The sequence below is a fragment of the Thermosporothrix hazakensis genome (assembly GCF_003253565.1).
Lineage (GTDB): Bacteria > Chloroflexota > Ktedonobacteria > Ktedonobacterales > Ktedonobacteraceae > Thermosporothrix > Thermosporothrix hazakensis.
The window spans coordinates 1-24,472 of the sequence record NZ_QKUF01000049.1 but is presented as its reverse complement, the minus strand read 5'-3'; the positions used below and the strand labels follow the sequence as shown (position 1 = coordinate 24,472).

Sequence of the window (24,472 nt, the reverse complement as noted above, 5' to 3'; positions counted from 1 at the left end):
GGCCTTCCCCATCGCGTCTTTGTTGGTCTGATACTTCTGCTGGTAGGTTGTGACGTCGAGCTTGCCATCAGCCATCAGGTCGATGGTTTCCTTGAAAGAGTTGAGCTTCTCAGCGGTATCGCCAAGCATGTTCAGGGTTTTCATGCCAGTATTGGCCTCGGCAATGATCGCGTTATAGTCCTTTGGCAGTTTGGCAGTTTTCAGCTTTGCCTGGCTGGCTGTATAGTTTGCTTTGAGTGTATCAACGGGCAGACCTTTTGAGTTCTGCTGTCCAAGAAGCCGCTGCCAGTTTTCCAGATCTTTGCTGGCCTGGTTTTGCAGTTGCTGAGTAGCAACGGGAACCACTCCCTGTGTCTGGATGGTCAACTGCTTATAGCGAGTGGCAAGGTTATTGTAATACTGATCTACTGCTTGTCCATTCAGGCTAAAGAGAGTTAAAGGAGCAAAGGTATTGTTCAGAGCATCTTTTTGCTTTTGAATAGATTTGAGATAGGTATCAGGAACCCCGATATCAGAAGCATGTTGTAGTTCTTTTTCAAACGCTTGCTTGTTCTGTTCAGCCTGGGCTCTATAGTGAGAGTCGCTGCCGCAAGCGGTTAGAAGAACTGAGAGCGCACTTATCAGAAGCAACAGGGTCAGTACAGACCGTGTTGTTCGGACAAGGCTTGATTGGTTCCTATGAGATGCTGATGATGTCATAGGAGTGTTCTCCTCTAGTTTGGCACAAATCCAACGGGAGTATATTCTGTTTTTGGCGCAGAATAACTCCCATTTGGTCTCTCGGGTGAGAGTGGAACAATAATGCATTAGTATATAATAATTTTTGAGCCAGGTTTTATATTATGAAATATCCAGCCTAACTGTTCTGTTGGCAAGTTAACGCAACCATGACTACCAGTACCCGCCTGTTTATCGCCTCCCGAATCCTGATGGGGAAATTGGGTATAGGGTCCATAGTCCTTTCTCCACCAGGTGTCATGAAGCAGATAGCCAACATCACGGAATTTGATCGTGTAGTTGACGGTGACCGGATCATAGTATTCGGGGGATCCGGGCGGTTCAAGGGTCATCATAAGCTGATTCGTTAGATAGTCACTCAGCGGGAAGATTCCCGGGGGCGTTGGTCGGTTATAACGTCCGGTCGTGACAAGAAACGCTTTGGTAAACTGCCCATTTTCATAAACACGTAGCGCCTGCTCAGTTAATGAAACGACGAGTACCTGACCGTTTTGAGCATCATAGTGTTTGAGTAGCTGGCGGTCAGTAGGATGCTCTTTATTATAAGGTGTTGTATCATTGAAATTGGCCTCTAGCATATAGAGATGAAAAAGAGCATTGGCGATATCATCGTACACCTTTTGTGATGAGCCTCCCTGAGCCAGTTCAGCCTTCAGGTCGGGAATGACCCCATATCCATCATCCAGTTCAAGATAGGACGAGTCTAAGAGATAGTCCTTTCCATCGTAGGGGTTATGCCATTTATGGGCGTTCCCCCAGTTTTCCCCCTCCTCTTTTAGAATGCTGAGCAGGCTCTGTGCATTCCCACCAGCGCGGGCTTTCTGCGCCTCCGTCAGATCCACGGCAAGCTGAGCCGAGAATGAATAGTAATCCTGCTGCCTTGTCAACGTTGTTAGCTGCTTCTTAGCCGAGTCAAGACGCTGCTGGAGGGAAGCACTCTCTCCTCCCGAACCTTTCAACTGGTTCACGATATTCTCAAATACTTGAAGCGTCTCTTTCGCCCGGTTCTTCATGCTCTGCGTGGGCAAATTCTCTAGCTGTTCATTATGGATGTTTTGTCCATACTTTTTTTGTTCGATTCGAGATTCATCCCCATGATAGACAGTGCCATGTGCTCCTGCGTTCAGGCCGCATGCATTCAGCAGAAAAGCCATGCATACCAGAACGAATGGAAACAGCGCCCTCGCCTTCCTCCCTGTACCCCTCCGCTTGATAGAACGAGATTGATACCGAGATTGATACATAGTAGCAGCATCTCCCTCTAGCTCTTTTGCATGTGTTGTATCAGGCTGGACCTATGTATTACATCGCAAAAAGCCCGGAAACACCATGTTTTCTCAGAGCAGAGAGTACCTTTGGGGGGCTATGTATCCTTTCTCTACGAGCGTTCTACTTTTCTGAACGTCTGGCAGAGATAAATTGTTCCGCTGAATATGGGCAAAAAAAGCAGAGCCCTGCTTGTAATTGGGCCCTGCCTGTAGTACGATAGACAATTTAACGTCTGCCACGAGCTTTCTGCTTCTTGCGCTTCTCTTTGCGTGCGGCTTTACCTGTCTTTTTCCCGCGTGGCTTGGGCAGTGCGGGCATCTCGCCCATATTGCCGTCTCCCAGACCGGGGAAACCGCCTCCCAGGCCGGGGAAACCACCGCCGCCTTTGCCATACTGGCGCATCAGTTGAGCGAACGGTCCTTTCCCGGTGCTGATCTGTCGGAAGACACTGCGCATCTCATTGAACTGCTTCAGCAGCGCGTTGAGCTCCTCAACTTTCGTGCCACTACCTGCTGCGATACGCTTGCGGCGGCTGCCGTTAATAATGTCGGGGTTGCGGCGCTCCTCCTTTGTCATGGAGAGGATCATTGCCTCGACATACTTGAGCTGGTCGCTTTCGAGGGCTTCTTCCATTTCAGGCATTTGTAGCAGCTTATTGAAGCCGGGCAACATTTCCATCACGGAGCGCAAGGGCCCCATACGTTTCAGTTGGCGCATCGCAGTCAGGAAATCTTCCAGATCGAACTTACCGGCCTTCAGCTTCTCCTGCGCCTTGAGTGCCTCTTCCTCGTCAATGGCTTCCTGCGCCTGCTCAATCAGTGAGAGCACATCACCCATACCGAGAATACGCGAGGCCAGACGGTCGGGATGGAAGGGAACAAGCGCGTCAGTCTTTTCGCCGACACCCATGAACTTGACCGGCAACCCGGTAACGGCGCGAATCGAGAGGGCCGCACCACCACGGGCATCGCCATCCATCTTGGTCAGGATCATGCCGGTGAGCGAGACGGCCTCATTAAAGTCTTTTGCCACGCGCACGGCTTCCTGACCGGTCATGGCGTCGGCCACGAGCAAGACTTCATGCGGCTGTACGCGCGAGCGGATCGTGCGTACCTCTTCCATCATGCGCTCGTCAATATTCAAGCGGCCTGCGGTATCCAGAATAATGACGTTACAGGCCTGTTCGCGGGCATGCTCAAGCGCGTTTACACAGATATCGACGGGATCTGCCCCCATCTGTTCCCAATAGACAGGGAGCTGAAGCTGCTTACCAAGCGCTTTCAACTGGTTCACGGCTGCCGGGCGGTACATGTCTGCGGCTACCAGCAGAGGGCGCATTCCCTGTTTGTCACGCAGATAGCGTCCGAGCTTGGCTGCGGTCGTCGTTTTACCGGAACCCTGCAAACCGACCAGCATAATGACCGGCGGATTGCCGCTGAGTTCCAGCTTGTTTTTACCCTCGGTACCGCCAAGCACCTCGATCAATTCGTCATTTACAATTGACAGTACCTGCTGTGCCGGGGAGAGGCTCCCCAGAACGTCAGCGCCAATAGCTTTCTCTTTGACTCGTTCTACAAACTGTCGGGCAACCTTTAAATTAACGTCGGCTTCGATAAGGGCAATTCGCACCTCACGCAGAGCGGCGTTTACATCTTCTTCTGTCAGTTTTCCCTGGCCGCTCAGGTTGTTAAAAATGCCTTCAAGCCGTTTGGATAAGCTTTCAAACATTGCCATAGGATTTATCTCGTTCCTCTCTCCGCCAAGCAGATTATGCTATAGTTGGCTACCATTATATCATGCTTCTTTCCAAAACGAGTATCAAGCAGACAGATGAAGCCCTGAAAATGAGCCCATCATGCGGAGAAGGAGGTGAATAGGAAACTTCTCTTATTGTTTGGAAGTTGATTATCATGCAAGCCTGTAGTGGGACTCTCATCTACTTCCTGTTTTCTGCTCTCCTCGTTCCTGCTGAATGGCGTTTCCGGTCTCCTCCATCATATAATAGAAAAGAAGGGAAGTATTTTAGAATAGGGGTGATAATGAGAAAAGGCATGCAACGGCGCTCACAGGATGAGATTTTCGCCTCGTATAACTGGTGGGATCAGGATAACCTCCTGTTCCGGATCACCCGGGAGCGCTGCGACTATATCGAATCCTGTATTGACCGCGCTTTTGGCCGTGAAGCGTTGCGTCAGCAGACGATTCTGGAGGTCGGCTGTGGGGGAGGGCTCATCTGTGAGCAACTGGCCCGGCGCGGAGCCTCTTGCATTGGACTGGACCCATCAGCAGGAGCGCTTGAGGTTGCCAGAGCGCATGTACGCCAGAGTGGGCTGGCTGGGCGCGTCTTCTTTCAACAAGGATTGGCTGAGTCCCTGCCATATGCTGCTGGCAGCTTTTCAGTGGTTGTCTCCCTGGACGTCTTAGAGCATGTGAGCGATCTGGAAAGAACGATCAATGAAATTGCACGCGTCCTGGCTCCGGGAGGAGTCTTTGTCTTTGATACGATCAATCGTACATGGCTTTCTCGTCTTGTGTTGATCTGGATTGGCGAACGTCTTTTTCACCGGTTTGGCCTGGTTCCGGGCCTGCATTCGTACGAACGGTTTATCAAGCCCGGCGAACTCCGGCATGGCTTACAGGAAGCTGGCTTCCAGGTCGCAGAAATGGTTGGCTTTATGCCACGGCTGATCCAGCGACGTCTGACATTAGCTCCCGGGGGCCCCTTGCTTATATCCTACGTTGGATACGCAATCAGGAACTAGGCAGCGCGTTTCAGGCCGGAGTCGTCGGCTTATTCCGCATCCTCCAGCCAGTAGCGCCGATCTTCCTCGGACATATCGCTGCGAGCGATGGCTTCTGTGAAGCTCTGTTTGGGAGCACCCTGCTGCTCCTTGCGGGCGGCCTCTTTGCGCTGCCTGCGGTTGATTGACAGGGATGGCTGGCTGCTGGTGAGCAGTTGTGCGAACTGGTCAATACTGATCTGAAAGAAGCCAGCGAAGCGCTCAAGCTGCTTCTTGCTCAGGCTGGCAAGCTCGATTGCACCGGCCTCAAACTTGTTCCAGACATCAACCGAGAGGCGCAGGCTTCGCGCGACCTCAACCTTTTTCAGGTTGTGGCTCTTACGCAACTCGGCAAGGGAGAGCACGGGAGCAGAGGTTGAGCCAAAGACGCGCTCAAAGGCTGTCTCACATGCTCTGCGCGTTACGTCCAGAATGCGGGTATTCTCCTCAAGATCCTGCGGAATCGTGGCATAGTAGCCCGTGATAAAATCGATGAGAGCATCTTGCTGCTGTGGATACTCCAGGAGCAGCTTGCGCTGTGTCTCTTTGTCTCCTGCCTCTTCGGCGGCCAGCCAGGCCATTTTAATATGCTGTAGGTCCTGCATGTCATATCTCTCCTATCTCTCCTTAACGACCGTGTTATTGTGACGTGACTGTCTGGTCGCTAAAGTGTTGCTCCTGTGCGATACACTGACGCAAAAAGCTGCGCGCTCGCTCATAGCGCAAACGAACCGTGCGCTCATTTTTCTGGCAGATCTCAGCGATCTCGTCCCATTTCCACCCTTTAATGGCACGTAGCACCATAATCTTGCGGTCGAGCGAATCGCTTAAATAATGGAGGATGCGCTGACTCTCATATACTGCGTGCAGTTGTTCATATTGATCCTGTGGATCAGCAACGTCGGCTCCCGGCGAATTGCTCTCATCATTGACCGTTGTGTTGAGCGAGTCGCGCAAACCTTGCGGTACGTGTTGTGGGCGTCCAAGCGGGCGGCCTTCTTCGTCCCGCTTGTAGATCAGTCCCTCCTGTCTCAGGACACGGTTAAACTCATCGATGCAGAGACAACGAATGTAACGTGCAAAGTTTAACGTGATAAATTCCTCGCGTGGGTCCTGTACTTCCTGTAGCAGGTGGACCGCCATATTCGCGATTGCCTCTTCGCGCAAATCCGGTCGATGTCGCAACCCCTGTGTATGGAGCTGAAATATAGGTTGGCAGCGAGTGACCAGAGCCATCATCAGGCGGCGGGCTTCTGCTTCCTTGCCAGTGGCCCTCAATTCGCGAATTAGCTGTACAAGTTGTTCGTCCGTGATTTCATAGCGCCCGTTCGCCGTGCGGCGCTGTAATCGCTCATCGAGCATAGGATCTGCTGGATCAATCATTACTTCTCCCCTGAGTAGTTCTGCACTGCGCGGCAGTTTCCGGGTGTCCCTTCTATCCTACCGACCGACTACTTTTCTTGCTCCTGGTACCTTATTCCACAACCCGGATGAAAAAACGGAAATGGGGTGGAAGGTACACCTTCACTGTATCATCCTACGAGTTCGTCTCTAGCGATTGAGGTATTGCCCTTTTGAGATACTGACTGATAGCATAACAGAAAACAGATCTTCAGAAAAGCGTCTTTCTTGCTCTTTGGGGGCTGAGAAGGAGAAAAAGAGAAGCGAGAAGGCAGGGAAGCCCGGAAAAGGGCTTCCTGATATGTCAGTCTTCGATTATTGGTGCGGGTTCGCCCGCTTCCTGCATGCGGCAGATCAGACGTTCCCGGAGCTCGCGGGCAATTGCGCGATGGTGCGGGCTGCCAGCCAGATTACGTAGCTCGTAGGGGTCCGCCTCAAGGTCATAGAGATATTGTTCGACGTAGTGAGTGGAGCCCGAATCGTCCCACCCGTTCTTGTCTGGCGCATTCACGCCATACTTCCAGTTCCGGGTGCGAATGGCCCGGCCCACTTGCGATTCACTGATCTGAATAAAAACCTCTTCTGGCCAGACAACATCTTCCTGATTGCGCACCAGTGGCACGATTGAGCGTCCCTGCATCTCAGAGGGAACCGGGATCCCGGCAGCTTCCAGCAGTGTGGGCGGAATATCGATCAGGCTGATACCCTCCTCGATGCGCCGACCGCCTGTGAAGCCAGGGCCCTGCAATGCTGCCAGCACCCGGATAGAGCTTTCGTGACATGAGCGTTTGTATTCGCCATTGCGCGTTTTGAAGTGACAGCCATGATCTGAGGTGAAAAGTACAATGGTATTGTTGGTCAGATCAAGACTTTTCAGGGCATCTAACAGACGGCCAAACGCCTCATCCACGCGCTTGACCTGCCCGTAGTAGCCGGCGATATGCTGCTGTGAGGAGCCCCCAAGCGCCGCCAGATCGGGGGGAAGCCATGCACCCCGATAGCGCTCTTCATAGCCATCGGGGGCCGGGAAGTAGTCCTGCTGGTTCTGTTGATGTGGCTCAAGCTGCGAGATAAAGAGAAAGAAGGGATTGTCTTTCTGCTCATCGATATAGCGAATGGCGGCATCAACAATCGCGTCGACACGATAACCCGGTAGCTTGACCTCACGATTCTCATTGTCATAGACGATTGTGTTATAGGGACGCGAGGTGAACTCAAGAATGTTGGCCGCCAGCCAGTAATCATAGCCACCGCGCTCCTCTACTGGAACCGGATCAGTGGTGCCCAGATGCCATTTGCCAACATAGCCAGTATGATAGCCCGCCGACTGAAAGTGGTGGGCCAGTGTTCGCGCCCGGGCTGGCAATGGGATATCATTGCGATAGCAGCCGGTCGTTGTTGGATACAGGCCAGTTTGCATAATGGAGCGTGCCGGACCACAGACAGGCTGACAGGTAAACATCTGGGTCAGATGGGTACCGCGCTGTGCGAAGCGGTCAAAATTGGGGGTCAGGTCAAGCGGGTTGCCGTGTAACCCCGATGTATCCCAGCGTTGTTGATCCGTAAAAAAGACAATCACGTTTGGGCGCTTTTGCTGTGTATTGCTCATTGTGTGTTGTTCTCCGCAGTTTGGTATGGTGCCCTATTTCATGCCTGTCAGGCTAATTCCTTTGACGAAGTATTTCTGACAGAACAGGAATAGGAGAAAGATCGGGATAAAAAGGACGACAGCTCCGGCGGCGGTATAGTGCCACTGAGTAAAGAACTCCTGATTGAAGAGGGTCAACCCAACGGGCATGGTTCTCATCTCGGTGCTGTTGGCGATAATCAAGGGCCAGATAAACTCATCCCATTGAAAGATAAAGGTAAAGAGGCCCAACGCGGCCAGCGCTGGCCTGATCTGAGGCAGAATGATCCGCCAGTATATTCCGAATTCAGAACAGCCATCTAGCCGTGCTGCATCGATCAGCTCGAATGGAAGGGGCTGGATAAACTGGCGCGTCAAAAAGATGCCGAAAGCTCCCATCAGAAACGGTGTGATCATGGCCTGATAGCTATCAAGCCAGTGCCATTGTGCCATCATAACATACAGCGGAATCATGCGGACAAAGAAGGGGATCATCAATGTCCCCAGAATCAACAGAAAGAGCACGTTCCGCAGGGGGAAGCGAAATTTCGCAAAGACGTACCCTGCCAGCGGATCAAAGAACAGGTGTGAGATGGTCACTGTTCCTGCAACAATCACACTGTTGAGGAAGAAGCGCGCAAAGGGCGCTTTTTGCCAGATCTCAAGATAGTTCTGCCACTGTGGTACCGCTGGAACGATGACAGGAACGCCTGCAAAGGTTTCTGCCTCGCTTTGTAGCGAGAGGGAGACCATGTAGAGCAGCGGCAGAACAGCGATCGCAGCCAGAACAATCAATATCAGATAACTCAGCATGGAGGAAAGAATGCTTCCGGTGAGACGTTGCTTGATGTGCATGCGAACTTCCTCCATCCTTAGTATTCAACGGCCTGTTTGCTGACCCGTAGTTGGAAGAAGGTCAGGACCAGAATGACGATAAACATTAAGAAGGTCAACGCCGAAGCATACCCAAGATTGTTTTCATTGAAGGCGGTATTGTAGACGTGGAAAATGAAAAAGCGCGTCGCATCTGCCGGGCCGCCTTGCGTGATAATAAAGGCTTGAGCGAATGCTTGCAGGCTCCCGATGGCACTGATGATGACGACAAACAGCGTGGTCTGTGCCAGCAGGGGAAGTGTAATATAGCGAAAACGCGCCCAGGGGCCGGCCCCATCCACGCGGGCAGCCTCATAGAACTCGGTGGGAATGCCTTGCAGGCCTGCCAGAAACAGCACCATCGTATATCCGACGCCCTGCCAGATGGTCACACCAATGATAACTGGTAACGCCATATGATAGTTCGTCAGCCAGTCCTGGGTGGGAAGTCCCACCGCAAGGAGGATCCGGTTGAAAATGCCGACCATCGGGTCCAGAATATTGCGCCACATGAGCCCTACAATAACCATAGAAGTCATGTAAGGCACCAGAAAAAGAGCCCGGAAGATGGTGCGTCCTTTAATAGGCCGATCAAGCAACAGGGCAAGGCCCAGACCAATCAGCACGTTGAAGGTGGTGACGCAGACCGCGAAGATCAGCGTCACCTTAAATGACTCAAGCACTCGTTGGTCCTGCAATGCCTGAACATAATTTGCCAAACCCACAAAATCAGTTGTGCTCTGCATGCTTGTCCAGAGTTCAACCAGAATGGGGTAGAAGAAGAACACGGTAAAATAAATCAGGGCAGGCATCAGAAAAATATAGGCAACCAGCGCCTGACGCGAAGCCAGCCCGGTACGTACATGCCGTTTTGCCCCGTATCGGTCTTGCGCGACAATAAGACCCATGCAGACCCCCTTGTGATGCGCTATGATAATGCCTTGTTTCCGGTAGCGACGAATTCTTTCAATGCGTCGGCTGCTGGCCTCTGCTTGTAGATGACATCCTGATAGGCCTTGTTGAAGAGATCATTGATCGTGCCTGATTTCCCGGTTTTTTCCAGTTCGGCGCCGGAAAATTGTGCGTAGGTGAGACCTTGCCCAAAGGGCGCTATCAGATCCATCTGTTTGACGTCGGGATGGTTGCCCCATGATTTGCGGGGCATGGTCATACGCGCTTCTTTTGTTGCTGCGAGCTCGACATCAAGAGCTACAAGGCGCTTGAGCAGTTCCCAGGCCATCTCGGGATTTTTTGCCGCTTTGGGGATCATCACGCTACTGCCTGCGGCTGTTGTTGCCTGTGTCTGCTGCTTGAGTGCCTGCGCAATATTCCATTTCAGGTCTTTGCTGCCCTCAAGAATGGGTTTGATATCCCAGGGACCGGTGAGGATAATGGCGGCTCTCCGGGCCGAGAAGAGTTTCTGGGGACCATCATAGCTCCCAGTTGCGACGGGAACGGGGGCGACTTTGTGCTTATGAATGAGGTCAGACTGGAACTGAAGCGCTTCAAAGGCCCGCTCATTATCCAGATCGAGCACTTTTTTCTCGGGATCGTAGATGCGCGCGCCGTTCTGAAGGAACCACGGCCAGGCGTAGCCCGCGTCCTGATTGAGTGCGACGCCATAGACTCCCTTGCCGGTGAGCTCTTTACAGGCTGCAAGGAAGTCATCCCAGGTGGTGGGGAATGTTTTGATCCCGGCTTTCTCAAACATCTCTGTATTGTAGAAGCAGAGCGTGCAGGTAAGGTGAAGTTGCACGCCGTATACTTCGCCATTGACCGTATTGCGCTGAACCGTGTAGTCTTGCCAGTCATCAGGGAAACCTGAACTCTGTTTGTCCTTATTGATAAAGTCCTGTAGAGAGCGCAGTTTTCCGGTAAGGCCAAATTCCTGCACCCAGCCTCCGGGCTCCTCGACCAGATCGGGCGTATCGTTTGCCTGGAAGTTCGCCATCAATTTTGTGCGCAGGTCGGGCCACTGATAAAGCTCAAGCTTGACCTTCCAGCCTTGATGATCCTGCTCAAACTGCTCGATGACTTTCTTGTATACCTGGTAGGCATGTCCGGCGTTCCAGTAAACGCGGAGTGTTTTATCCGAGGCGCCGCCTGTCAGCGAGTTCGTTCCGCCGCAAGCACTTAAAATAGTGGGAACTGCAAAGGCTGTAGAAGCCAGTGCACCGCCGAGCTTGAGCACACGACGGCGAGTGAATGCAGGCCGCTCGTCAGGATGTTGAATGGAAATAGTCATAAAGTTCCCTCCTGGTGATATGCAACATTGCAAACCGGGCTATCAAGCTGATCCGCGAATGATCAGCTCCCATCGACAGAGATGAATGCGTCCTTGACAGCCGGGATGTTCGAGGCGGTCAAATAAGAGTTTGGCGATAATGGTGAAATCCAGTGAGGCAGGACCGACGGTCGTCAGCGGAGGACTGGTAATTTCGCCATCGGCAATATTGCCAGCACCCACAACGGCAACGTCGTCAGGAACACGTAAACCCAGATCTCGGGCGGCCCAGATGGTCGAAATAGCAGAGATATCAGAACCGGTAAAAATTGCGCTGGGTCGATATGGCTGCTGGAGAAGCTGATAGGCGCTGCGGTAAGCTTCTTTGCGGGTTCCTGCTACTCCCTGCAAGATCAGCCTGGGATCTGGCATGATGTTGGCATCACGCAGAGCTTGCAGATATTGTTCGAGCCGTACATCTTTATCTGCCTGGTTCTCCTTGCCTCCGTATAAAAAGGCAATGCGGCGATGACCCTTATCGATAAGATACCAGACTGCCCGATAGAATGCCTCTTTTTCAGTCGTGCGGACAATATCGAACGCTGTGCCCTCAACTTCATTGTTAAAGGCGACGACGGCAATACCGGCCCGAGCAAGCTGTTCCAACTCCGCGTTCGACGGGGAGCCGTGAATAAAGATAACGCCATCAGCAAGCTGACGTGAGAGCTGCGTAAATGCCTTTTGCTGACCCTCGGCGTTTTCTGCCAGGAGCAAGACGACTGAGTAGTGATGCTGTTCGGCGATGCGTTCTATATCCTGGCAGAGCGCCTCATAATAGGGGACACCAAGTTGTGGCAGCACGATACAGATCCGCTCGGTCCGCTGGCGCCGCAGGTGCCGTGCTGTCTGGTTGGGTACATACCCGAGTTTTGCTACGGCTTGCAGCACTTTTTCGCGTGTCTCTTCATTGATCGTCTTGTTGTCCGGACGCTTTCCATTCAGGACGTAGGAGACAGTCGCGATAGAGACTCCCGCCTGCCTGGCAACATCGCGCAAAGTTGGTACGTTTCTGGTCATTCTCTGCTTTCCGTGTGCTGGTTAAACGTTTCACATTGAGGAAAGAGTACCATATTCCTCTTAAAAAAGTCAATGGTATTCTCTGATATGAGAGCTACCGTCTGGTCGGGCACGGCATAAGCTGGCAGGGAGGGCTAATCTTAGCGAAGCCGTTATTTTGTATCGCCATCACTGAAGAATCAGTGCTATACTATGTTTTTGATAGAGAGTGCTTCCTTTTGTCGCTCTTCTCGCACGGCATGGATTGAGCATTGTACAATAAGAGGGAAGGCTTTTTCCTGTCGCCAGAAGCAGGATATCTTTGTGCTTTCTGGATGTATGTATTTCGTCTATTGAGTCGGGAAGAGCGTTTATAGAGCGCCTTTTTCAGTATCGCTATCATAGGGGTCACTCGTTTTACATACAGTAGGCATTATCCTGATATATAAATTCTATAAACTGAAGCTCTTTCGACAGCGCGGGCCAGCAGTATTTTTCTTTTTGCACCGTCTGCTTGTTGATGAACGCTTTAGTTTGGTGGAATGATGAATACGAGGGAATGAAAGATGCAGAAACAGAAGACCAAACCTGAGAAAACACAAGCCGTCCAGCCGACTGCAGCCGAGAGTAAAGCGATCGAAAAACCTCGTTTTACCTTTCCGGCCTGGCCTACCTCTCGCCCAGGCCCGACGAAAACGCCTCCTCCTCCTGGAATGAAGCCGGTGAACGCGATTCGTCGTGAACAGGTCACTGAGGTTGGCTACAATCAAGTAACCGGGACACCCTCTGTTGAGAGTGCGGAGCGCCCTGTTGCCGATGAAGCCAAAGTGGGAAGCGTGAGCCCTGACCTTGAGAAGAACTCACCTTATGTCCATAAGAAACCGAAGAAGCGTCTCTAAATCGATACCATGTTGAAAGGTGGGATAGTCTCTCTGCTATCCCATCTTTTTTTATGCCTTCAAAGTGTCCGGGTAGCTTCTCTGGACCTTCAAGAACCGAGGGCCGAACCAGTATGTAATTGCTTTCTGCTCTCGCGTTTCCATCCATTTCTATACTTTTCACTTCCCTCCTACTCATTGCTCTATCGTTAGTTTCTATATTAAGATACATTTTTACAATGACGTGTATATATTGCCTCTGAGTGAATGTTCTCGATGAGCTCACCGATAGATAGCTTTTTAGCATACTGGTGAGGTGAAAGCATTCATGTGCAGGGGTCTGCAAGTTGTTGAATCGAAAGAGGAAACATTGCAAACACGTCGATTACGCTGGAAAATATTCCGCAAGGAAAAAATCGTGCATCTGGTAACAAAGACAAAGCTGATGGCGATGCTAGGAATCTGTACTGTTGCCTGTACGCTCCACTTTGGCAGTGCCGGGGTGAGCGCAGCGGCGACTGTTCAGGAGTGCCACAGAAGCATGTCTCCTACCAGAAAAATCGAGGCACAAGCGGATTACAGGGAAAGCAGTGTGTGGCAGGAGGTTGAGTTCACGCCTGCCGTCTCTTCATCGGCTTTTTGTGGTGAGAGGTGGGCTTTAACGCCACCGCTTTCTGCTCAAAGTGATGCTGTGACCTACGATATACGCTTTTTGCCGCGTGCTGATCTCCCGGTGCAGAATGCGCAGCTCCCGCGAACCGGCCTCCGCTCGGCCCGGTGGAGCGCGGCTGTACATGATATAGCACCGTCTAGCGGCAAAAGGCTGATGAAACCAGAGAGGAGAGTGGCGTTTGCGGAGCAGCTCATTCAGGCGGGAAGCCAGGATGCCGAACGTGACGACATGGCTCTGATGGAGCCATCTCAGCACGCATCTCCTGCGTATTCAATGTATGCTGCTCAAGGCAATGCTTTCCCCTATGGTCAATGTACATGGTATGCCAATCAGCGCTATCATGAGATGCATGGGTACTTCGTGCCCTGGCGCTGGAACGCTGATGCATGGCAGTGGAAAGATCGAGCGCATGAGTATGGCTGGCACGTATCGTCTCGTCCAAGTGTTGGCGCTATTATGCAGTTGTTGGGAGGCGTGCAGGGAGCTGGCCCCTTTGGACATGTTGGAGTTGTCGAGAAAGTATTGAACAATGGCTCTGTTGTGGTAAGTTCAATGAATTGGGGAGTGAACCCGCTGGCCGTGTCATACTGGACATTCCAGAGCGGGCCCGGTGTCTACTTTATCAGCCGCACGTGACTCCGCTATTTGGTTGATCTTTACGGTGTTCGCTTGCAACAGTAGTTGTTCTTAGACCCCATGCAATGAGGCCAGAGTATCTGTTTTATCTGGCCTCATTTTGTTTTGTTCTGGTGGCCAACAAATGAGAGAATTCTAGCTGAAATGACGAATCTACTAGAAAGATGCAGATCTTTCTCTGTCTGATAGAGTATAATAGCGATAACAGCCCGCTCCTTTGCTGGCAATGAAACAGAAGGGCTGCAAGCCCTTTTCGGAAAGGCTCCGTTATGGGGCTTGGTAAGAGAGTGGACGCTTTGAAACAAAAAAGACAGGTGTCGGCACGTCAGACCTGGCACGCGATTGTGAGGCGCGTCATTCACTTTATGCTTACCGGTGGCGTTGCGACGGCTTCGCAGTTGAGCACCCTCTATATGTTGGAGGCAATCGGCTGGCTTCCAACAATTGCAAATGGCGTGGCTTTTTTTGTGGGTGCGCAGGTCAATTTCATTTTGAGTTATTGCTTTACCTGGAGAGATCGTCGGATTGAGGGAACGCGCTGGCATAGCGTGTTAGGACGCTGGTTGGCCTATCATGGCGCGGTGATCGGTACATCCTGGGTCAATATGGGGATCTTTCTGCTGGCGCGACCGTTTCTGTCTTCGCTGCCTGCGGCTGTACTGGGGAGTGGCTGTACTGGCATTGTTAACTTTATTTTGGGCGATACTCTGGTCTTTCGGCGCTGGCTCTCTGTGCCTTTTGCAACAAGATTGCGGCACTGTATGGAGCGAGTCAGTGAGGCGCTGGCGCATATTGATGGCTCGATTCTGCTTTGTCTGGGAAAGATCGGTGCCTGCTTCCGTCTTTTTGTGGGAAACAGCGGTGATGGAAAAGGCAGTAAGTCTCTCTAAGTGGGAATACGCCTGGGAAAGGGATTGAATGAGGTTTGAGATTATGCTATCATTGTATTGCTCGGGGCTGTAGCTCAGTGGATAGAGCGTCGGTTTCCTAAACCGAAGTATGGATAAGAGGGCTTAGAGAGCTGTTTTAGAAAGATTGCCTGTACTGAGACTATCGGTGTAGGCGGTTTTTTATTTTTGGTGATGTTGGGTGGTTTGGCTTGTTGCATTCTTTCGTAAGAGTGAATTTGCTTTGTCAGGTTTGCTGTATAGTTTCGGTTTGTCAGATTTTTATTATTTGTCAGGTTTGTGTAGTTTAATAAAGCCTCTGATTAGATTTCAGAGGCTTTGTATTGATGAGCGTGCGTTTTAGTTACATCTGTTTCTTTTTACTACTTGCTTTTTTCTGTGGTTGTTCTTTCCATTCTTTTAGTGCTTGTTTGTATTCAAGTAGGATTTTAGAATCTGTGTTTTGTACATCTAGTTCAAATGTAAAGCGTCCTGGTCCGACTTCTTTTACCTGCTGAAAACCCGCGTGTTTGATAATTCTGATGCCTTGTGGAGTATTACTTGCAGCATAGAGTTTGGTAATTTCAATTCCTTGTTTACCCCATTCAACTGTTTCTTTTAAAAGGTTTTCTAGTAGGATTTGTGCATAATTACTTCTTTTATCTGGTGGCACTGTTGGTGTCGAAGCAAAATCAATAATTATGCATTCTAAGGGTTTTCCAGGTGCGAAAGTTTCTAGATTTTCTACCCCTAATAACCAGCCTCTTACACCTTCTTTAAAGTTTTCTATGGCTTTGTGATTAAATGGGAAGATGTTGAAGTATGCAACTAGGTGGCCGTGGTCATAGAGATGATAAGTGCTATTTGGACAATGTTCGATGAAGGCTTGTCTTCGTTCAATTGCTTCTGGTTGTCTTGCTCTAGAACCGAAAACTAAAGAAGCTAACTCAACTTCAGCGTCTAGTTCATTAATAGTGGCTTTTCTAAAATCCAGCCCCTCAAGTTTTTCAGCAAGAATGGCTGCTTCGAGCTTACCAGCAATTTTATTGATTTCTTTTCGGGAATAGACGGCTTGTTTACGTCCTGGTAGGTATATTCTGGTAACTCTACCTGTTCTTCCCCAATATTGGAAGGCTTCTTCATCAAGTCCCAGGACTTTTCGGGCTTCTGCTGCTGTGTAGTAAAGTCCTGCTAATTCTTTATTTAATTTCATGAACTCATGCTCCCTTGTTTGGTATGGATCGCGCTACGAAGCTGTGTTATTTTTCATTATAGTATAATTTATCCGGTTTAATCAAGTTATTAGATAGTTTTTCTTTCTCTTATTAAATTGGTTTATCAGTAAAGCCTTATTTGAAATTTTTTTTATGTTTCTCAGATTTCTCAGATTCCTCTTGACAAACGTGAAAACGTCGGGTATATTATGTATAAGAATTACGGTTTCTCAGATTTATCAGATTTTTGTCGGAATAGTTTTATTAGGAGATTTCTTATGGGATGGAACCGCCAACAGTTTGTAAAACGACCCAAGCGACCTAAGCATGTTCGTACTTCTCTTCGCACTACTCTTTGTAGTAACTGCTTTCGGGAACTTCCGGCAACACAGCGTAACAAATCGGTTTGTTACTTATGTGAGACGCGGTCGGGATATTGTAGCAGTGGTGTTTTGCTGTTGGAGGAAACGTCGAACGAAGTAGTGGTTCATCAAAATGTAGCGTATCAGTTTTTGGGTTTAGTAAGGAAAAAAGAACCGTCTGATGTTGCAGCATCAAACGGTTTAGGATGAGCGTTTTTCTACTTTGTCCGTTTAGCTGGTGCTCCCCTCTTCTTATTCTCTGATAAAAGAGGTGCGCCTGTCAAGGAGGTGCTTTATGAAACGAGAAAGCTTTTTCCTCATTTTCTTGATTATTGTTGCGGGTATTCTTGTTTACCTCAATTGGCCTTTGATGCAGGCATACCTTACCCATCTGTTTGCATAGGAGGTGTTGAGTGGTGATGGTTCAGGGTAATGGGCAACAGTGGGCAATTGGGCAGCAAGTGGTTTTACGAGGTGGTTTTGTACCAGTTAGGGTACAGACTTTTCTTCCTGGTCAAGCTGTGTATGGTTGGGTGTGTCAAATTAATAGCCAGGTGGTAGTGGTTTGTTGTGGATGTGATGCGTATGGGGAGTCTGTGTATAGTACGGTTCCGCTCAACGTTGCTCATTTAGTTATGTCTTCCGTGTAATCGTCCTATCGTATTCTCGTCTTTATGTCAGTGTGTCCTGATCTCTCTTCTATAGAGGGATTGGGGCACAGGAGGAGATATATGGAGCAGGACGTGAAGCAGGTTCGTCATCGGTGTGGGTACGTTTTCTTCTCCCGTCCTCTTAACTACTTTGAAGGAACTGGAGGGTTGCCGACAATTGATTTTTTGCCTGCGGTTGTTGTGCAGTATCGAGATGAACACGGGCATGTGGTATTCCAGTGTCCTCGTTGCAAGAAACCGCTTCAGCTATGGTGGGATGTTCTGAATCCACAGGACCAGCAGCGCTTGAGACACTTAGGTTTTTATGAGCAGAGTGATGGTTTTATGTAAGGAAAGAGGTGATTTTATGTTTTTGAATGCGATTGTTTTGAGTGCTACGGTACAGGAGATGTCTTTGTATGATCAAGTTACTGGTGCAAAGAAACCGAGTTATAGTGTGATAATGAATGTACTTGATGCTGATACAGATGAGAAGTATACAGTTCAGATTACGAGTGGTTTTGCAAGCTTGGAGCAATTAAAACTATTACGAAAGCATAATGAGCCTGAACAGGTTCTACAGCAGGCTGCGCAACAGCTTCAAACAGAACTTCCGCCTAAAATGACAACTATGGCACTTGAGGTTCTGAAGGTGAAAGCAAAAAGTGGTTTTCTGACGTTGATCTGTCGTTTGGCTCAATCTACTGCGATGGTTTAAAGAAAGGGGTGAAGTATGGGGCTTTTTAAGAAAAATCAGAATCAAGTTAAACAAGGTCAAGGTCCAGGGTTATGGGGACTAAGTATACAAGGGGATGTTTGGGTTCATCGAGTAGAGCATATTATTCTTCGGGTGGTGTCTTTAGCATTCTCGCTTGGTTCTGCTCATGCTATCCGTTGGTTTTTTAGTCCTCTTGATGAAGCAGATCATTTACAACCCTTTATCACATGGGCAATTGCGATTAGCTTTGGTGTTTTAGGTTTCTTTGTTTCTCGTGGTTTGGCATATCGGATGATGGTGAAGGAGTCCATTTTGTTGTATGTGCCTGTATGTGTTGTTGTTGAGCTGGTAGAAATTTTCTGCAATTTTGCAATGGCAGCAGCGGTGATTGAACGTGCGGTGTGGCTTCAGAATGTCACACCAATGTTGCAGGGATTTTTGACAGTAGTGGTGTATATTGTTCTTTCCTGCATTCCGCTGGTTTCGGTGCTTCTGGCTGTGGTTGATATGGACATGGATCGAAAGCGGATGAGGGAAAAGGTAGCCCCAAAGCAGGCGCCTACATCAATACCAACACATGGTATGGGTATTCAGCCACAAGCAGCATACCCACAAGGAATCAGGCCGATGGTTCCGGCACAGAAACCAGTCAGTGGGATACCGACGCAGCAAATGGGGACGGTACCGGCAGGCCGGTCGTAAAAGTGGTTTTCGACCAGGCAACAGGATGGCTTCTTGTACATAGTGGAGGCCGCTTGAAGAAAGATGAGGTGCAGGTAGTACGGGAAGCATTAGCACAAGGTATTCCTGTTCAGTTTGCGGATAGACATCAGTGGAGACATTTTCAGGTTCGTTCGTAAAGCGGTTAACGTGGAGCGGGTTTGTTTCTCGCTCCATCTGTACCCTGGAAGGAGGTGCAGGGATGCTTGAAGACACATTTGCGGAAACACTGGCTGATGTGCTAGAGCAGTTGGGAGTACAGGGAGAGGTGTTACGAGTTTGGCATTTTGAGAGTGATCTGTTTCCTGCTCACAGCAATCATTGTTTTCGGTTGTCGTTAGGGTATGGTGGCCGCGAAGAGGTGTTTACGGTGTTTACTGGTCAAGGGTGGTGGGATATTACCATAGAAGATGCCGTTCGTCGTGTATTAGATCACGTAGGGGATGTTTTTGGTGCTCCTGATGTAGATTATTGGCTTGAGCAGCATGAAGGAAGAGACCTTTTACATTCAGTGGTTGAGGATATGACAGCACAAGAAGCACGACAATTTCAAGAGCAGTACTTTGAATACTGTCATGATATGGAGCTTCGGCTGTGTAGTTTGTTTGGGGAAGAGGTTGTAGATAGGATGCTTGGTCTTTCTTGGTAGAGGGAGAAAGTAGATGGTGAAAAGCGAGGGGTGTACTTTGGAGATGTATCAAAGTGCGATATACATTCTTTATGAGGTTCTTGGTGAATATGGTTTGCTTATTGTTGATGTCCCGTGGAGGAAGGCGTATGAAGTGCTTCGTGTTTGTTCCTATGCGTATCCGGGAACAGTTGTAGAGACTGTGTTTCGAGATTGTGAGCAAAATGGACAGGGGTGGTTCGCTGACCTTTGGGTTAAGTGGCAAGAAGAGATTAAGGAAGAATGGGAGTTGTTTTTGTTTGAGTTGTGCCAGGGAGGTTCTGTATGAAGGAATGGGTTTCAGCATATATGTCCCTTTTTGTTCATTGTCGGGATTATTATGCGTTTCAGCTCCGCGATGGGTCGTATCGTACGGTGTATGCTCCGTTGACTGAAGAGTTAGTAGAGAAGCATTTATTAGGGCAGGTTACGTTAGGAACATATGTTATTGATCGAGAGGGTTATTGTACATTTGCTGTTTTTGATGCGGATGATCAACAGTCTTCTGAACTGCTCTTACATCTTTGGATGGAGTTGCGGCAACAAGGTATTGAAGCAATTGGTGAATTGAGTCGACGTGGTTTTCATCTCTGGTTGTTTTTTGAGAAACCAGTATTGGCAATAGATGTAAGAGAGTGGTTGTTACCTTATGCCCAAGCATGTGGGGTTGAGTTATACCCAAAACAGGAGCATGTTGCTCCTACCGGGATTGGGTCGTTAATTCGGCTACCACTTGGTATACATCAACGAAGTCGTGGATGGTATCCTTTTGTGTTGTTGAATGAGCAGAAACAGCTTGTGCCTGTCGGCGCAACACGGGAAGAAAATTTCTGGTGGGTATGGTCGGCGGTGAAGCGGGTAACGCTTGTTGAGTATGGTGCGTATCGACAAACGAGTCAGCGATTACAGCTAAAGCAACCAAAGAGGCAGTATATACGAGAATGGTGTTTGCGTCAAGACATTTTTGAGGTGATTGGTTGGTTTGTGGAGTTAGATCACCGTGGTGTCGGTCGGTGCCCGTTTGTGAGTCATCACTATCGTGGTGATGTACGACCGAGCTTTCAGGTGTTTGGGGGTGATGATCCACATTGGTATTGTTATACCTGGAAGCATGCAGGAAATGTGTTTGATTTTCTGCGGTTGTATTATGGGCTAACAGTAAAAGATGCTTATCAGATTTTTGTGAAAGGAGAAATTGCTTATGGAGTATAAATATTCTTTCTTGCTAGTTGGTCTGAATATATACTTCCTTACCTGTATTAACGATGTAAAGGAAGATGATTTAATGGGGCATATAGCAGACTTAGAAGAGAAGTATTCATTGAGTTGGGGTGTGGAGGTTCAGTATGCGGGTAAGGTTCTTACAGATAAACGATCCCTTCATTGCATGGTAAATGAATTTGGTATGCCGTTATGTGACATTTGTTGGAATGTGGCTGTAGGACAGTGTGCTGCGTGTACTGGCTTTTGTTGTATGACGCATACGATAGTGCCAACAGGTGAGATTCGGGATAAGGCTAATCCTACTCATGGTGCTTTAGTTCTTCTTTGTCAGGATTGCAATGAGTACTTTCACCACAGCAGGAACAGATAAAGGAGTGTGTATGAGTGTGAGTTCATGTAGATTGCTTTTGTTGGTGCAAGATAACGATGCTCACATATATGTGTGTTTCTTCCCTGTGTTTGGTATTGTAGGTTGCTTGATCACTTTGTAAAGGTTCTCATAAAGTGGCTTTATGGTTACATACACGCTTCTAAAGGTAGGTTACAGTTTTACTTGTTTAAGGGAGGGATTTTATGGAAACAATGATGATTAGAGTACGTTTTGAGCTAGAGGGTTTTAATAGGCAGATTGTTTGTTTTTTTGAGTGCGGTGATGGTGCTCCTTCTCTTGAAGATGTTTTGGAGCGGAATATGAGGTATTACAGTGGTTTGTACGGTACAGAGGTTTATATAGTTGAGGCTGCAACTGTTGAAGAAGGACAAGAGGTTTATGTGATTGATAAAGTGGGTTCTCCAGTATGTAGAGGAGGTATGGGTTGCATTAATCTTGCTGTGAGTCGGTGTTTTCTCTGTGGCTGCTATTGTTGTGCAAGCCATGTTTTTCCAGTCGAACCAGCATTGCGGATTAAGTGGAGTGTTGCAGAAAATGTTCTTGCGGTGTTGTGTGCGGTTTGTGAGAACGAGGTAGCGGGTAGTAAGTAAAACAAATTGTCGTCGTTTCGTAATGTTGTCATGCTTACATCTGATAGTAAAACGGAGGTGCTTATGCTGGAGCAGAAATATAAATGTGGGTTTGTTTTGTCTGGTTTAAATATGCGTCTTTTTGTTTGTGCTATTGTAGCATATCATGGTCCTCTCGAAGATTTTATAAGGCATGAATGTGAAACATATGAGTGGTTGTATGGGGTGAAGGTGTATCCAATGTCGCCTGTTTCTGTTGAAGAGTGGTTTGCTGCTTATATTGTGAATGAAGTGGGGGCGCCTATATGTATAGGGCGTTTTGGGTGTTCTCAACCTGCTATTGCCCAATGCTTCTGGTGCGGGATTTTTTGTTGCAGTGAGCATGCATTTCCAATAGTGGGTAGGAAGCGGCAAAAACGAGGGATTGTTGGCGGTACCTTTGCTGTTGAGTGTGAGCGTTGTCGAAAGTGAGGGATGGGGTATGGTTATGAGGAAAGCGAAGGCACAGCATCGTATTGTTACGCTTGATCTATGTTTTCGGGAGCTGGTGCACTATCGAGTATATGTTGTCCCAACAGAGGCAATTGCGTGGATGGTTGGTGCAGGACCTTTTACAGTTAAGCAAGCACATAAGGCAGTGTTTGATCTAGCGCTGTCAGGTTGGTCGTAGTTTCTTGTTCTTGATGGTGAACCTGAAGAGTGGGGGGTTTATGTTGTTGGTCCCGATAGGCAGGCGTGGAGGTTGTTTAGTATTCATGCAAGAACTGAGAGGTGATCTATGGAACAATGTAAGGCAAGGGATCGGATGTTCTTTCCTTCGGATGTTTCTTGGCGATTTTTCTGTGCATGCGGGTGTGGGAAGGTTGCTGTGTGTCCGCACTGTGCAATAAAGAAATCAGAAGGAGAGGAAATGTGGTTCTGTAGACATGCGCTTGCGTGGGGCTTGAGATTTGTTGATTGGGATGAGCAGCGAATTTATATAGCTCCTGGTAGTCGACTTCTTGAGGGGCGTTTAGTGGCGGTAGAGCCTCGGCACGGTTGTGGTATTGCTTTGCTTGAGTCAGGATTCTTTATTGATGTTTTTGGTTTAGATCGTGGAGCAGCAGGGTATGTGATTACATATAGTGGTTTGTTTCAGCTAGAGTGTCTAGGACTTCGGTTTTAACATCGTTCAGGGCAGTAAGGAGGTGTACATGTTTGAAAGAAGACGTTTACGTATTGACACAGTTGTGGCTATTGTTGCGGATGCAGACATGCTCTGCATTTCATGTGCAGAAATATTGTATGGGAAAGAGAAGGTGCAGGCGTTTATTGAGTGTCAACCTGGGTATGAGGAGTGGTGTCGTGATCACGAGGGTAATGTTTTAGGAGCTGTGTTAGCAGATTCATTGGATTTACATACCATGTACTGTGGTGGGTGTGGAGTACCCTTATGTGACGAGTATTGTCCGTGTTATGCTTGTCCTTCGTTGTGGCAAGAATACAGGGTAATCGCGGACGAAGGAATGCAGGAGGAGTACACAAGCAGTGAGCGGATTCGATTGGGAGATGAAGGAGCTTTTGTAGAGGGCGATATAAGGGCATGGGATTGGGAGCGTGACAAAGGCATTGCGATTGTTCAGAATCAGGCTGTGTATGTAACATGGTGTGAGGAGGAGGGTGGGTATTATGTTGTTACCCAACAGGATATACAGCGGCTTATGGGTTTAGGTGATGTATGAAAGGAGGTGTATATATGGGAAAAAGGGTAAAAGCGTGTAAAGCAAAAAAAGAGAGTTTCGTTTCGTCTGCTGCTTTTGGGTGGTTTCTCTGTGTTTGTGGATGTGGTCGTGTTGCAGTGTGTCCACATTGTGTGGGAAAGGAAATTGATGGGGTACGGGTGTGGTGGTGTAGCGAAGCCGTTGTTATATGCCCACATTGCGTATTAACAAATGTTGAGGGAGCGTACTTACAGTTGTGCCAGGAAGCGGTTCAAGAATGGGGATTAGGGCTTGTCGATTGGGGAGAGCATGAAATTCGGGTGGTTGAAGGGGGTTCTAGGATAGTTGGGCATGTGGTTGCAATGGACAGAAAGCGGGGGTATGGAATTGCTTTGGTACAGGGAGTGTACGTTCATTTTTTCAAAACGTATGACGGTGATGGTTACTACCTTTTGACAGATGATTCACGCGATGTTGTACGGCAAATGGGGGTAGAGTCGTTTTAGTACTGTCAAATGCATGTCATGTTGACAGTGATTAGTGAATGCTGGAGGGAGTAACCTGGTGTGGTGGCGGTGGTGGTGGTCAAAAACATCTCTAGCCTGGGTAGGGGGTGTGGCCTTCGTGACGGGGTAGCGGTTTCTGCTCGTCTGCTGCGGTTGTACGCGCGACTGCCGCCGCTAACCGTACCCCGTCCCCGTCGCGCTCCCTCTCTGCAATCCGCGTCGACGGCGTACAACCCGCCTGCCCTTCCCTTGACTCTATAAAGAACAAATCACACATATAAAGTCACAGGGAGAATGGAGAAAGCTTTTGGCAAAACTATTTTGAGGTGAAAAAGAAGTGGAGGTATGTTTATGAAGGAAGTGACACTTGAGCAGCAAATACAAACAGCAGAAAAGTATGGGTTAGAGACATTATTTGTGTGTCCTGATACGTGGGCATTGCGGCATGTCTGGATAAATATAGAGACAGGAGAACGGCAACGAGCACGGTGTAACAGGTGGGAATGCTTGTATTGTGGGCCGCGAAAGGTTGATCTGTGGCGGAAGCTCATTCGAGAAGCGAAGCCTGTCTTGTTTTTGACATTAACAAAGGCAGGCAAGACCGTCGAGGAGGCAGCACGAGCTTTTACGACGTTTGTTCAAGCACTCCGTCGAGGATCGAAAGGACGTGGTCGAGGGCATATCGGAGCTCGTGAAGCGTATCCTGTGG

Annotated in this window: 26 protein-coding genes and 1 pseudogene; 16 read left to right on the top strand and 11 right to left on the bottom strand. The window is 48.9% G+C overall.

The features are described from left to right. The 3 genes and pseudogenes from EI42_RS30205 to ffh form a co-directional block, all read right to left on the bottom strand. Positions 1 to 699: pseudogene (locus EI42_RS30205) on the bottom strand (L,D-transpeptidase); the annotation flags it as partial. Between the two features lie 107 nt (positions 700 to 806). Continuing rightward, positions 807 to 1,892: a L,D-transpeptidase gene (locus EI42_RS30200; protein ID WP_211326423.1), complete on the bottom strand. Its 1,086-nt coding sequence runs from the start codon at positions 1,890 to 1,892 to the stop codon at positions 807 to 809. Between the two features lie 340 nt (positions 1,893 to 2,232). Further along, positions 2,233 to 3,735 (bottom strand): signal recognition particle protein, encoded by a 1,503-nt coding sequence (gene ffh, locus EI42_RS30195; protein WP_111326459.1) that lies wholly within the window; start codon positions 3,733 to 3,735, stop codon positions 2,233 to 2,235. A 323-nt stretch (positions 3,736 to 4,058) separates the two neighbouring features. On the opposite strand from ffh, the gene ubiG reads away from it, so the two are divergent. Next, complete coding sequence (ubiG, locus tag EI42_RS30190) at positions 4,059 to 4,769, top strand: bifunctional 2-polyprenyl-6-hydroxyphenol methylase/3-demethylubiquinol 3-O-methyltransferase UbiG (protein ID WP_170143029.1); 711 nt, start codon at positions 4,059 to 4,061, stop codon at positions 4,767 to 4,769. A gap of 29 nt (positions 4,770 to 4,798) precedes the next feature. Here the strand turns inward: ubiG and EI42_RS30185 are convergent, their stop codons facing one another. From EI42_RS30185 to EI42_RS30155, 7 genes are all read right to left on the bottom strand, one after another. Then, positions 4,799 to 5,392 (bottom strand): helix-turn-helix domain-containing protein, encoded by a 594-nt coding sequence (locus tag EI42_RS30185; RefSeq protein WP_111326451.1) that lies wholly within the window; start codon positions 5,390 to 5,392, stop codon positions 4,799 to 4,801. 34 nt (positions 5,393 to 5,426) lie between these two features. Then, positions 5,427 to 6,170, bottom strand: coding sequence for an RNA polymerase sigma factor (locus tag EI42_RS30180; RefSeq protein WP_111326449.1), 744 nt, complete (start codon positions 6,168 to 6,170; stop codon positions 5,427 to 5,429). A gap of 322 nt (positions 6,171 to 6,492) precedes the next feature. Continuing rightward, positions 6,493 to 7,797, bottom strand: a complete 1,305-nt coding sequence (locus tag EI42_RS30175) for a sulfatase family protein (RefSeq protein WP_111326447.1) — start codon at positions 7,795 to 7,797, stop codon at positions 6,493 to 6,495. Between the two features lie 33 nt (positions 7,798 to 7,830). Next, on the bottom strand, positions 7,831 to 8,670 hold the full coding sequence (locus EI42_RS30170; RefSeq protein ID WP_174843909.1) for a carbohydrate ABC transporter permease: 840 nt from the start codon (positions 8,668 to 8,670) through the stop codon (positions 7,831 to 7,833). Positions 8,671 to 8,687: 17 nt separating this feature from the next. Next, positions 8,688 to 9,596: a carbohydrate ABC transporter permease gene (locus tag EI42_RS30165; protein ID WP_111326445.1), complete on the bottom strand. Its 909-nt coding sequence runs from the start codon at positions 9,594 to 9,596 to the stop codon at positions 8,688 to 8,690. Between the two features lie 20 nt (positions 9,597 to 9,616). Then, the gene (locus EI42_RS30160; protein ID WP_111326443.1) at positions 9,617 to 10,933 is read right to left on the bottom strand and encodes an ABC transporter substrate-binding protein; all 1,317 of its coding nucleotides are present in this window, start codon (positions 10,931 to 10,933) and stop codon (positions 9,617 to 9,619) included. A gap of 42 nt (positions 10,934 to 10,975) precedes the next feature. After that, the gene (locus EI42_RS30155; protein ID WP_111326441.1) at positions 10,976 to 11,989 is read right to left on the bottom strand and encodes a LacI family DNA-binding transcriptional regulator; all 1,014 of its coding nucleotides are present in this window, start codon (positions 11,987 to 11,989) and stop codon (positions 10,976 to 10,978) included. Positions 11,990 to 12,534: 545 nt separating this feature from the next. On the opposite strand from EI42_RS30155, the gene EI42_RS30150 reads away from it, so the two are divergent. The 3 genes from EI42_RS30150 (at position 12,535) to EI42_RS30140 (ending at position 15,045) form a co-directional block, all read left to right on the top strand. Beyond that, a complete protein-coding gene (locus EI42_RS30150; RefSeq protein WP_111326439.1) occupies positions 12,535 to 12,867 on the top strand; it encodes a hypothetical protein in 333 nt (110 codons plus the stop codon). Between the two features lie 397 nt (positions 12,868 to 13,264). Continuing rightward, positions 13,265 to 14,155, top strand: coding sequence for a CHAP domain-containing protein (locus EI42_RS30145; RefSeq protein ID WP_211326421.1), 891 nt, complete (start codon positions 13,265 to 13,267; stop codon positions 14,153 to 14,155). A gap of 314 nt (positions 14,156 to 14,469) precedes the next feature. Further along, on the top strand, positions 14,470 to 15,045 hold the full coding sequence (locus EI42_RS30140; protein ID WP_211326420.1) for a GtrA family protein: 576 nt from the start codon (positions 14,470 to 14,472) through the stop codon (positions 15,043 to 15,045). 361 nt (positions 15,046 to 15,406) lie between these two features. On the opposite strand, the gene EI42_RS30135 is transcribed toward EI42_RS30140, so the two are convergent. Continuing rightward, positions 15,407 to 16,255 carry a hypothetical protein gene (locus tag EI42_RS30135; RefSeq protein ID WP_111326433.1) on the bottom strand — a complete coding sequence of 283 codons (849 nt, stop codon included), beginning with the start codon at positions 16,253 to 16,255 and terminating at the stop codon, positions 15,407 to 15,409. A gap of 1,094 nt (positions 16,256 to 17,349) precedes the next feature. On the opposite strand from EI42_RS30135, the gene EI42_RS30130 reads away from it, so the two are divergent. The 12 genes from EI42_RS30130 to EI42_RS30080 all read left to right on the top strand — a co-directional run bounded on the left by EI42_RS30130 (position 17,350) and on the right by EI42_RS30080 (position 23,763). After that, on the top strand, positions 17,350 to 17,619 hold the full coding sequence (locus EI42_RS30130) for a hypothetical protein (protein ID WP_111326431.1): 270 nt from the start codon (positions 17,350 to 17,352) through the stop codon (positions 17,617 to 17,619). A 16-nt stretch (positions 17,620 to 17,635) separates the two neighbouring features. Then, a complete protein-coding gene (locus EI42_RS30125; RefSeq protein ID WP_111326429.1) occupies positions 17,636 to 17,986 on the top strand; it encodes a hypothetical protein in 351 nt (116 codons plus the stop codon). Between the two features lie 15 nt (positions 17,987 to 18,001). Next, positions 18,002 to 18,688: a hypothetical protein gene (locus EI42_RS30120; protein ID WP_111326426.1), complete on the top strand. Its 687-nt coding sequence runs from the start codon at positions 18,002 to 18,004 to the stop codon at positions 18,686 to 18,688. 220 nt (positions 18,689 to 18,908) lie between these two features. Next, positions 18,909 to 19,355 carry a hypothetical protein gene (locus EI42_RS30115; protein WP_111326424.1) on the top strand — a complete coding sequence of 149 codons (447 nt, stop codon included), beginning with the start codon at positions 18,909 to 18,911 and terminating at the stop codon, positions 19,353 to 19,355. A 13-nt stretch (positions 19,356 to 19,368) separates the two neighbouring features. After that, positions 19,369 to 19,662 (top strand): hypothetical protein, encoded by a 294-nt coding sequence (locus EI42_RS30110; protein ID WP_111326422.1) that lies wholly within the window; start codon positions 19,369 to 19,371, stop codon positions 19,660 to 19,662. Then, the gene (locus tag EI42_RS30105) at positions 19,659 to 20,585 is read left to right on the top strand and encodes a TOTE conflict system archaeo-eukaryotic primase domain-containing protein (protein WP_111326420.1); all 927 of its coding nucleotides are present in this window, start codon (positions 19,659 to 19,661) and stop codon (positions 20,583 to 20,585) included. The genes EI42_RS30110 and EI42_RS30105 overlap by 4 nt, the downstream gene beginning before the upstream one ends. Beyond that, complete coding sequence (locus EI42_RS30100) at positions 20,575 to 20,967, top strand: hypothetical protein (RefSeq protein WP_111326418.1); 393 nt, start codon at positions 20,575 to 20,577, stop codon at positions 20,965 to 20,967. Before EI42_RS30105 ends, EI42_RS30100 begins: the two co-directional genes overlap by 11 nt. Positions 20,968 to 21,170: 203 nt before the next feature. Then, positions 21,171 to 21,578 carry a hypothetical protein gene (locus EI42_RS30095; protein ID WP_111326416.1) on the top strand — a complete coding sequence of 136 codons (408 nt, stop codon included), beginning with the start codon at positions 21,171 to 21,173 and terminating at the stop codon, positions 21,576 to 21,578. 63 nt (positions 21,579 to 21,641) lie between these two features. After that, positions 21,642 to 22,028 (top strand): hypothetical protein, encoded by a 387-nt coding sequence (locus tag EI42_RS32185; RefSeq protein WP_137686157.1) that lies wholly within the window; start codon positions 21,642 to 21,644, stop codon positions 22,026 to 22,028. A 16-nt stretch (positions 22,029 to 22,044) separates the two neighbouring features. After that, the gene (locus tag EI42_RS32180; protein ID WP_137686158.1) at positions 22,045 to 22,227 is read left to right on the top strand and encodes a hypothetical protein; all 183 of its coding nucleotides are present in this window, start codon (positions 22,045 to 22,047) and stop codon (positions 22,225 to 22,227) included. A gap of 523 nt (positions 22,228 to 22,750) precedes the next feature. Then, the gene (locus tag EI42_RS30085; protein WP_111326412.1) at positions 22,751 to 23,278 is read left to right on the top strand and encodes a hypothetical protein; all 528 of its coding nucleotides are present in this window, start codon (positions 22,751 to 22,753) and stop codon (positions 23,276 to 23,278) included. Between the two features lie 14 nt (positions 23,279 to 23,292). After that, positions 23,293 to 23,763: a hypothetical protein gene (locus EI42_RS30080; RefSeq protein ID WP_111326409.1), complete on the top strand. Its 471-nt coding sequence runs from the start codon at positions 23,293 to 23,295 to the stop codon at positions 23,761 to 23,763. Positions 23,764 to 24,472: the final 709 nt, after the last annotated feature.